Below are 9690 nucleotides of genomic sequence, written 5' to 3' on the forward strand. Positions count from 1 at the left end.
CCCCTTTTTATATTAAATATGTAGTCTGCTGCCCTTCTTTAAATTTATGAGCATATTACTCCGGCCGGTTTCCTTTAACTTGTCCATTTCAGCGAGTGCCTTACCTGTTCCGAGTGCGACGCTCTCCATGGGATTCTCAGCCGTAAAGCAATTTATGCTAGTCTGTTGTGCTATTAATTCAGGAAGTCCCCGCAATAACGCCCCGCCTCCTGTTAAGACAATGCCCCTGTCTATTATGTCGGCTGATAATTCGGGCGGAGTTAATTCTAAAATATTTCTGATCCCGTCTACTAAAGTCTGAATCATTTCGCCCAGTGCCATATTAATAGCCGAGCTAGTTACTTCGATTTGACGAGGGAGTCCCTGAACTAAGTCGCGGCCTTTAACTACCATTTTCATATCGTGCTCAAGAGGCATACAAGTCCCGATCATGATTTTGAGATTCTCGGCTGTCTGATCTCCTATAGCTAGATTATATTGACGACGCAAATAACGCATAATACTCTCGTCAAATTTATCGCCGCCTATACGTAAAGATTTCGAGACAACGACTCCGCCGAGTGAAATTACTGCAATATCCGTCGTGCCTCCGCCTATATCAACAATCATTTTGCCGCGCGCCTCTTCAACGTCGAGATTTGCCCCGATTGCTGCTGCCATTGGCTCTTCGATTAAGTATGCCTCTTTCGCTCCGACTTCTAAGGCTGCCTCTATTACTGCACGTCTTTCAACGTCTGTAGCACCTGAAGGAACGCATATCATCACGCGATTTCTAAAAAATTTTTTCGTCCCCTTAGTAACGCGCCTCATAAAATGCTGTAACATTGCTTCTGTCATCTCATAATTTGCAATAACTCCGTCTCTTAACGGCCTGACAGAAATAATGCTGCCCGGAGTCCTTCCTACCATGCTTTTAGCTTCATAGCCGACTGCTAAAATATCGCCGGTGTCTTGATCTATTGCTACAACTGAAGGCTCACGGAGAACAACCCCGCGGCTTTTCTCGTAAATTAATACTGTCGCTGTTCCTAAGTCTATACCTATATCAGTGCCGAACAAATTTAAGCACCCCCGTTAATAACAAAGCAAATTCAAATATTCCCATTCCCGAATTACAGCCGCTGCTTGAACTTGAGCGGGTCGGCTCGCTTGTGCCATTTCTCCAAATTGACGAGTCCGAATTTATTTCGCAGCTTCCTACTAAATCTACATCAATATAGCCTGTAATTCTCACTGTGCCTGAGTCAATGTCCGTGAAAGTAACTTGATAAGTGAGTCCCTCATAAGTAACTGCAGGAAGTGTGAAAGGCTCATTATTTGTCGGTCTCATTTCTGGCAGTAAAATGGGAATCTTTATACCATTTAATAAATACTCTTCCCATGCTTTAATATTTAGGCTCGTTGCGTCTAGTCTAATGTGAATATTATAATCTGTAAGAGCCTTCATATCGCTGTCTAGTAACTCATTTGATAAATCTGTAACTGTCTCATTATTTATTATTAATGCTTGTATATCGCGGCTTATCTCTCTAAGAGTCCGAGTCGTCAGAGTCATATCTCCTGTTAATTCCAAACTTGAACGCACGAAACTTTTTTCAGCGAATCCCTCGCCGTGAACAAGCCAAGCTCCTGAAATGTCATAATCTTCAGCGTTTAATATATTGCAGGCAGATAAAATAATAAAACATGCGCATAAAAATTTTTTCATGAATTAAATTCTCCTTCTGACCTGATTTTATTTATCATTCCGGCCAAATACCCAGCTCCGAATCCGTTATCTATATTTACAACAGAGACACCTGACGCGCAAGAATTCAACATATCAAGCAAAGCAGACACTCCCCCGAATGAAGCTCCATAGCCTACACTTGTCGGGACTGCAATGACCGGACAATCTGCCAGACCTCCGAGAACACTTGCTAAAGCTCCTTCCATGCCGGCGACTGCTATAATAACACTAGCGCGCATAATTTCGTCAATGTGAGACAAAACACGGTGAAGACCAGCGACTCCGACATCATATAGACGTGATACACGATTGCCGAGTACTTCAGCGGTTAATGCTGCCTCTTCAGCGACGGGAATATCGCTCGTGCCTCCTGTTGCGACGATTATAAAATTTTTGCTTGTATTTTCGGGAATTTGTCCGTAGATTCCTGCTTTAGCGTCCGCATGATATTCGATTTCACAGCCTAAATTCTTTAATTCATTCGCTGACTCTTGAGATAAACGCGTGATTAATATAACTTTCTGATTATGAGCCTTCATTACGTTAATTATCGCCGCAATCTGTTCGGGAGTTTTGCCAGCACCGTAAATGACTTCAGAAGCTCCCTGCCGTAATTTCCTGTGTAAATCGACCTTAGCAAAGCCTATATCTTCAAACGGCTTTTCTTTGAGCAGTAAATAAGCCTCATCAACTGAAATTTTATTATCATGGAGTTCTCGTAGAATTTGCTTAATATCGTTCAATTAAATTTTTCACCTCGTAAAGCAAATAATATCACACAGTTAAATTTATTTAATATAATGATTCAAAAAAAGTTTCGTTATTCTTGACCCGCTCGCTATAAAATATAACTTGATTGACAATTGCCATAGATGGGCCGCGCTTTAATTTTGCCTTCATTGCCTGAACAGATTCGCTCTTGCCCTGAAAAACTACCTCGACTCTGCCGTCTAATAAATTTTCTACAGTTCCAGTGAGTCCCAGTCTCTCAGCCTGTTCACATGCCCAGTAACGAAAGCCGACATGCTGGACTCGACCGCTGATTAATGCCCGAACCCGTAAAAAGTTGCTTGTGTCTTCATAATTCATGATGATTTCTCCATATATTAGCATTATAAATAATTATACTTGAATATATACAAATCCCCGCCCGTTATTGCCATACTCCGGAATTTATTAATTGCCGCGTAACTTGTCTTGCCCAGTCTTTATTACTTGCCGGGGAAGCTGGACTCGGATGTAAAATTTTTGTGATTGTGAGATTTAAATTTTTGAGGGACTCCCGTGCTCTTGACTCTGCGAAATTTCCGACTCCGATAACGAATTCAGGGCTGATAATTTCTATAATATTTCTTAGACACGAATCACAAAGCGAGTATAATTTTTCACGGTCAGATTTAATTAACTTGTCAGGAGTCAAATTTCTTGCGTGATCTCCCTTGCTGGCTGTCAAGAATAACAACGGGCAATAATTCAACACAAAGCACTCACTAAAAAATTTCTTAGAATCTCCATAATGAGTCCTGAATAAAGCCCAGAGTCTCCGGCCGCTCACTTCACTGCGACTACAATCAAGCCCCTTCACTAAATAGTCATGATGTTCATTTAATAAATTGCGATTTATGGAGATTTCGCGAATGCCGAGAAAATTTTTTACTGAATCAATTTCGCCGAATGGGACTCCAGTTTGAGCCATACCAAACGGGCCGGGATTCATTCCGATAAAGACGGCTCGGACTTGAGATTGCAATTTACTTGTGAATTTCTCGAACCCGTCCCACGCATAATTTAGGGGGTTATATACTTGCATTACGGGATGTGAAAAGCTCAATAAATTAATTTGCCCGCGTAAAATTTTATAAGATTCAAGAATTAAACATGAAAGACTTTGCATTATATGAGCCTCGCAAAAAATTTTTATGAATCCTTCTCGTTATTATTATCGTCATAATCAAAAAATTCTCGTCTATGTTTATACCATAATAATAAAGCCAGTCCCGCAAAAATAAATCCGCCTGTCAGTCCGTAAAATACATAGTCCGTTCTCATTGCATAGCCTAACATTGTCCCGCCGTAGCCTGCCAGTGCATAGCCGAAACTTATAACGCTCAATAATGATAAAGTAGTAATAAATAGTCTCATATAAATAAATTGCCCTTTCTTGGAAAATTTTTTAATATTATAATTCAAGAATGCCGAGAATTATTTAATATCATGTATATTTTATAAGGAGTGATTCACATGCAAAGATTCATTAAGCGTTCACTAATTGCAATAGCGATTATATTATCACTTGCAAATTTTGTCTTGGCCGGGTCAGAGCCTCAATTAATAGAAGCTCCATTATCTAAAGAGTTCCTAGAGTGGCGCGAGTCCCTAAATAAAGACAAAGTCAGCACAAAACAAGACAAATTCCCAAATGGGTACGTGCCATTCCCTGTAGATTTATCATATTTAGCTGATAATCCACCGCGCGAGGACTCGGACGGTAAAGTAAAGACTCTCTCTATACCTGAGACTTATGATTTAAGAAGTGTCAGCGGAAAAAGTTACGTTACAAGCGTAAAGAATCAGGGTGATTACGGGACTTGCTGGGCACATGCTGCTATAGGAGCTATGGAGTCAAATTATTTAGTAAACGGCGGCTCGACTCTGGATTTGTCAGAAATGCATTTAGCGTGGTATACGTTCAAGAATTCAGATAAGACTCAAGCGTTATATAACATGACAAGCTCAAATTATGATTCAGTAATGAATCACGGCGGCAATGTATTATATCCTGCTGCAATATATACAAGACTCTCAGGGCCGGTCTTAGAGTCAGAAGTCCCATATCCGACTCAGCCTTCAGGATCAACTCCGGAAGATTACACAAGAGTTTTGCGGCTCCGTGATATATATTTCTTGAGTAAATTAGAGACAACAAATATAAACGATTCCAGCACACAACGCGATATAGTAAAGCAGCGTATAATCAAAAACGGGTCTGTCGTAGTAAGTTATGAAAGCAGCAGCAATTATTATAGAAACTCTTCAGGCGAGACAACTTTTTACACGACCGGACAATCAACAAATCACGCAGTACAAATAATAGGCTGGGACGATAATTATTCAGCAAGCAACTTCAAGACAAATCCCGGCATGAACGGCGCATGGCTGATAAAAAACTCATGGGGCACCAGCTGGGGAGACAGCGGCTATTTCTGGATGTCATATAAGCAATATTTAACCGGCGGAGCAGCTTTCGTAGTTGAAGATAAAGACTCAAATATGAATGTTTATTATTATGATGCTCTAGGGTGGTGTTCTGCGTCAGGCTGGCCGGGCAGCGAGGCATCATATTCAGCAAACGTATTTAAATCGACTCGCGATGAATATTTAACAGAAATAGGATTCTTTGCTCCTAACAATAATATGGAATATGAAATAATAATTTATGATAATCTAGGCACGTCAATGCCATCATCTAGTCCCGTTGGAAGTTCGGCAGCTTTGACTCAATCGGGCACTATAGGCTATGCAGGTTATCACACTGTAGATTTAAGCAGCGCGGTACAACTCACGAGCGGAAAATATTTTTCTGTCATTGTAAAAATGTACGGAATAACTTATATACCAATCGAGACAAAAATATCGGGTTATTCAGATAATGCAAAAATTGAGACGGGAAGCTTCTTTTCTTATAACGGCACAACATGGACAACAGGTGCAAATTTCGGCGCGAGTAATGCATGTATAAAGGCTTTCACTGTAATATCGAACACTGTAAAAGCTCCGAGCATAACAACGTCATATTTACCTGATGGACTTCTTAACAAATCTTATTCGCAGACTCTCACGGCCTCAGGAGGGGCTATAACGTGGTCAAAAACTAGCGGCAATCTTCCCGACGGTCTCGAACTTGATTCAACCGGGACAATTTCAGGGACTCCGACAACTGCGGGCGACTTTGAATTTACGGTAAAAGCTACGAATTCAGCAGGCAGTGACTCAGCAGCTTTTACAATAACTATTAATGAGCAGTCAACATTTAACAAGACTTCTTTCAGCGGTTATGTAGGCAGTGCATTTACTGAAACTCTTTCACTTTCAGGCGGAGAGTCAGCAGCATGGAAAGCAAATGACACTATGCCGAGCGGACTCAAACTCGCACCTAAAACCGGAGTAATCACGGGCAAACCTACGAAACAAGGCACATTTACAATCTCATTTACTGCGACGACTTCAGACTCAGACGAAATCACAGAAGATGTAACTTTCACGATAAATGCAAAACTTGTTAAGCCTACAATAAGCACATCGAGCCTCAAAAACGGCACAGTAGGAGTCGAATATGAAGCGTCATTAACAGTAAAAGGCACTGATCCCGTTTCTATAACATCAGAAGGAATCCCCGACGGCCTGACAATTGACGGAACATATATACATGGGACTCCGACAACTGCAGGAACTTACACTATAAAAATTTCTGCTGCTAATACAGCAACGGAACTCGCAGGGGGGACTCCTGTTACAAAAAATATTAAGCTCGTAATCAAAGATCATGCGCCTGTTATTATAATTTCTCAAGACCTCCCAGAAGGCAAAGTGGGCGAGAGTTATACTTCTGACTCATTCACGACATCTGCAGGCGATAATATTACGTGGTCAGCGTCAGGACTTCCTGCGGGGTTAAAGATTAATGCAAGCACGGGCGTAATAAGCGGTAAACCGACAAGGGCCGGAAATTTCAACGTTACTATCAGGGCGAAAAACTCGGGCGGAAATGACAGCGTTAAATTACCCCTCTCAATTCTGCAGACTCCTTCACTGACTACTACGAAAATTAAAGACGCTAAGGCAGGATCAAATTATAATGTTACTCTCAAAGCAGCGGGAACTACTCCTATAAAATGGGAAGTAACAGGACTCCCTGATGCTCTCGAACTCACAGCAAATGAAAGCAAAGGCACGGCGACAATTTCAGGAATCCCCGCAAAAATAGGTACTTATACGATTTCTATAACTCTTACATGCACGAGCGATGAGACTCTGACAGCAGCGAAAACTATCACTCTAAAAGTTACCGGAGACGCTCCTAGAATATCAGGCACTCTGAAAAGAGCAGCAGTTGACGAGGAATATTCAGACGGAGAGATCACAGCAAAAGGCACAATGCCCATAAATTTGAGTTATATGATAATGGCGGCCGATAAAACTAGATTCGGGATTGACTCGCTTGAAGATTTAGGCCTGACTTTCACGGCTTCGGCTGACTCAGGGACTGCGACAATAACAGGGACTCCTACAAAGTCAGTAAAAGCTCTTCCCATTTATATAATTGCGTCAAATGATGTCGGGCAGACCAGCAAGAAATTTAATTTTACAGCAGCGGGCGAGAAACCGGTATTCACGACTCCTGAATCTACAACTACGAATATTACTACATCAGCAGGAAGTGAAATATCGCTGGATTTTACAGTAACAGGCACGAAAACTATAACTCTTTCAGCAACGAGTGCGAGCGGATTTACATTTACTCAAACGGGAGATTATACGGCGGCTCTTACCGGGACAGCACCGTCAAAAGAAAGTAATACAACAATTACAATAACGGCTCAGAATGCGGACGGCAAAGCAACAAGAAAAGTTGTGATAAAAACTAAAGTCCCGCCTACAATTACTACACCGCAAAAACTCCCGAATGGTAAACTTAAGCAGGCATACAAGCAAAAAATTACTGCTACAGGCTCAAAGACTATAAAATGGTCAATTGAGGGCGATTTACCGGACGGCATAAAATTTAATAACGGGAATTTCAGCGGCAAACCTACAGAGTCAGGAGATTTTGTGATTACGATTATTGCGTCAAACGATGTCGGGAAGGTCAGCAAAGAGTATACACTCACTATAATAGACCCTAACGCGCCTAAAACTCAGACTCAAGAAATCAGCAGCGAATCTCAAGAAAATTTGCAGGTTCAAGAAATCGAGTCCGCGCCAGAGTCAAAATCTGAATCAGAATCAGAGCCAGAATCAACACAAGAGACTCAAGAATCAGCGATTACTTACGGCGAGAGTCAAACTCTTTCAGCTGAAGCAATCAAGAATTTCACGGATAAGGGCTTTATTGTTATAGCTGAATTGCCGGAGATTCAAGTTACTAAGAGCGGACAATATGATATTGACTTAATCATAGAACTTGACGAGGGAGTCAAAACTGGCAGGAAATTATATTATTTCGCGATACCAAATATAACTCATTCAGATTCAGAAGATGACGAGATTGTAGAATTCTATGACGAAAGCGGCCAAGAGATTTTAACAGTTCCCGAGAGTCATAAAATAAAAATTTCTGCGTGGCTCACTGAAGGGGTAATTTATAGGCCGGTCATTTGCGTAGAAGCAGAATCAGAGACAAAGTAATTTACTCATAAAAATTTATATGCTCCGTCATTCTCGGCGGAGTATTTTTTTTTTGTGCTATGTGAGTGAATATGCTAAAATTTTTTGTAAATAATCTCAAGAAAGGACTTGACAAAGTAAATGTTAGTCAGTAAAATCGGTTGTCGGTTGTCGGTTGTCGTAATGTTTGCGCTCTAATAAAAAAATTCTCACCCTCCAAATTTCATAACACTGCGGAGGCTGCCTCATGAGAAAGATAGACGTTGAGGAGCTGAAGCAAAACCAGCTTGAAATACTTGATGTTGTTGCTAAATTCTGCGAAGATAATCAAATAAATTACTGGATCGATGCCGGAACTCTCTTAGGCGCGATAAGGCATAAAGGCTTTATTCCTTGGGACGATGATATTGACGTGGGAATGCTGCGGCCTGATTATGATAAATTCATGAAACTCTTTAACGAGAAGAATACGCGCTATAAATTTCACTGCATAGAGAATGACCCGGAATTTTTTGTCCCTTTCGGAAAAGTTTTAGATAATGAGACTCTCTTATATGAACCTGACGAACGAGGATTTAAACTTGCGATTAACATAGATATATTTGTATATGACAATGCCCCCGACGATGATAATATCGTTAAAGAAATGTATGACCGCAGGGACTCTTTACGCAAAAACGGATCTCGGCGGATGTATCCCATTTTCATGAATAAGCCGAACGGGAATATATTGCGCAGGTGTCTTGTTTACTTATTGCGGGCTGTATATAGAGTCTTCCCGAAATATTATTTTGTGCATAAAATGATCGAGAACTCAAAACGTTTTGTAAATCAAGATACAAAGCGAGTCGGAAATTTTACGAGTTATACGCGCATGGCCTGCGATAAAAGAGTCTTTAATGAATTTATTGACGTGGAATTTGAAGGCAGAAAATTTAAAGCTCCCGTCGGTTATGACGAATGGCTGCGAGCTTTTTACGGCGATTATATGCAGCTGCCACCGATTGAAAAACGAGTCAGCACTCACTCTTTTATAGCTTACAAAAATTAGGAGTAATTTATCATGAGAATCAAAAATGTTATTGAAGAAATCAGCGCAAATAATGTCCATGAATTCTATAATACTCGCGCGGCAAATTATAACGGTGAAAATATTTTCACTCTCACATGCTTAAATGACAAGCACCCCGCAATTACTGAAGAACGTAACAAGGCCGAAATTATGAAGTTATTGCCAAAATTGAAGCTCGATAAGGACTCTTGTGTGCTCGATCTTGCATGCGGTTTTGGAAGGTGGCTCGACTCCATGCCCGAATTTATAAGCAAATACAGAGGTATAGACTTCAGCAGCGAAATGATAAAACTTGCCGAGACTCGCAATACACGCTCAAACGCAAAATTTTTAACGGGTTCAGTGCTCGATGTCGATAAAATTATTCCCGGTGAAATGGGCAGCTTTAACAGAATCCTAATGATGGGCTTGTTAGTCTATATGAATGACAGCGATATATTAGCTTTATTTGATAAGAACGCTAAGTATTATTCACAGGTGGTGGGGGGGAAGTTTTATGAATAAG

The 9690-nt window shown here is 40.8% G+C and carries 9 protein-coding genes; 3 read left to right on the forward strand and 6 right to left on the reverse strand.

Going from position 1 to position 9690, the window contains the following annotated elements:
* Positions 1-12: 12 nt before the first annotated feature.
* The 6 genes from IJS99_05875 to IJS99_05900 all read right to left on the reverse strand — a co-directional run bounded on the left by IJS99_05875 (position 13) and on the right by IJS99_05900 (position 3871).
* Complete coding sequence (locus IJS99_05875) at positions 13-1059, reverse strand: rod shape-determining protein (protein ID MBQ7561342.1); 1047 nt, start codon at positions 1057-1059, stop codon at positions 13-15.
* Positions 1046-1708, reverse strand: coding sequence for a hypothetical protein (locus tag IJS99_05880; GenBank protein ID MBQ7561343.1), 663 nt, complete (start codon positions 1706-1708; stop codon positions 1046-1048). Before IJS99_05880 ends, IJS99_05875 begins: the two co-directional genes overlap by 14 nt.
* Positions 1705-2472 carry a nickel pincer cofactor biosynthesis protein LarB gene (gene larB, locus IJS99_05885; GenBank protein ID MBQ7561344.1) on the reverse strand — a complete coding sequence of 256 codons (768 nt, stop codon included), beginning with the start codon at positions 2470-2472 and terminating at the stop codon, positions 1705-1707. Before larB ends, IJS99_05880 begins: the two co-directional genes overlap by 4 nt.
* A 49-nt stretch (positions 2473-2521) precedes the next feature.
* The gene (locus IJS99_05890) at positions 2522-2818 is read right to left on the reverse strand and encodes an acylphosphatase (GenBank protein MBQ7561345.1); all 297 of its coding nucleotides are present in this window, start codon (positions 2816-2818) and stop codon (positions 2522-2524) included.
* 64 nt (positions 2819-2882) lie between these two features.
* Positions 2883-3623 (reverse strand): hypothetical protein, encoded by a 741-nt coding sequence (locus IJS99_05895; protein MBQ7561346.1) that lies wholly within the window; start codon positions 3621-3623, stop codon positions 2883-2885.
* Between the two features lie 23 nt (positions 3624-3646).
* On the reverse strand, positions 3647-3871 hold the full coding sequence (locus tag IJS99_05900) for a hypothetical protein (GenBank protein MBQ7561347.1): 225 nt from the start codon (positions 3869-3871) through the stop codon (positions 3647-3649).
* 99 nt (positions 3872-3970) lie between these two features.
* Between IJS99_05900 and IJS99_05905 the strand changes: the two genes are divergently transcribed.
* The 3 genes from IJS99_05905 (at position 3971) to IJS99_05915 (ending at position 9689) form a co-directional block, all read left to right on the forward strand.
* On the forward strand, positions 3971-8134 hold the full coding sequence (locus tag IJS99_05905) for a putative Ig domain-containing protein (GenBank protein ID MBQ7561348.1): 4164 nt from the start codon (positions 3971-3973) through the stop codon (positions 8132-8134).
* A 226-nt stretch (positions 8135-8360) separates the two neighbouring features.
* Positions 8361-9164 carry a LicD family protein gene (locus tag IJS99_05910; GenBank protein MBQ7561349.1) on the forward strand — a complete coding sequence of 268 codons (804 nt, stop codon included), beginning with the start codon at positions 8361-8363 and terminating at the stop codon, positions 9162-9164.
* 12 nt (positions 9165-9176) lie between these two features.
* Positions 9177-9689, forward strand: coding sequence for a class I SAM-dependent methyltransferase (locus IJS99_05915; GenBank protein MBQ7561350.1), 513 nt, complete (start codon positions 9177-9179; stop codon positions 9687-9689).
* The last annotated feature ends 1 nt before the right edge of the window (position 9690 follow it).

It is taken from the genome of Synergistaceae bacterium, from assembly GCA_017444345.1.
GTDB lineage: Bacteria > Synergistota > Synergistia > Synergistales > Aminobacteriaceae > JAFUXM01.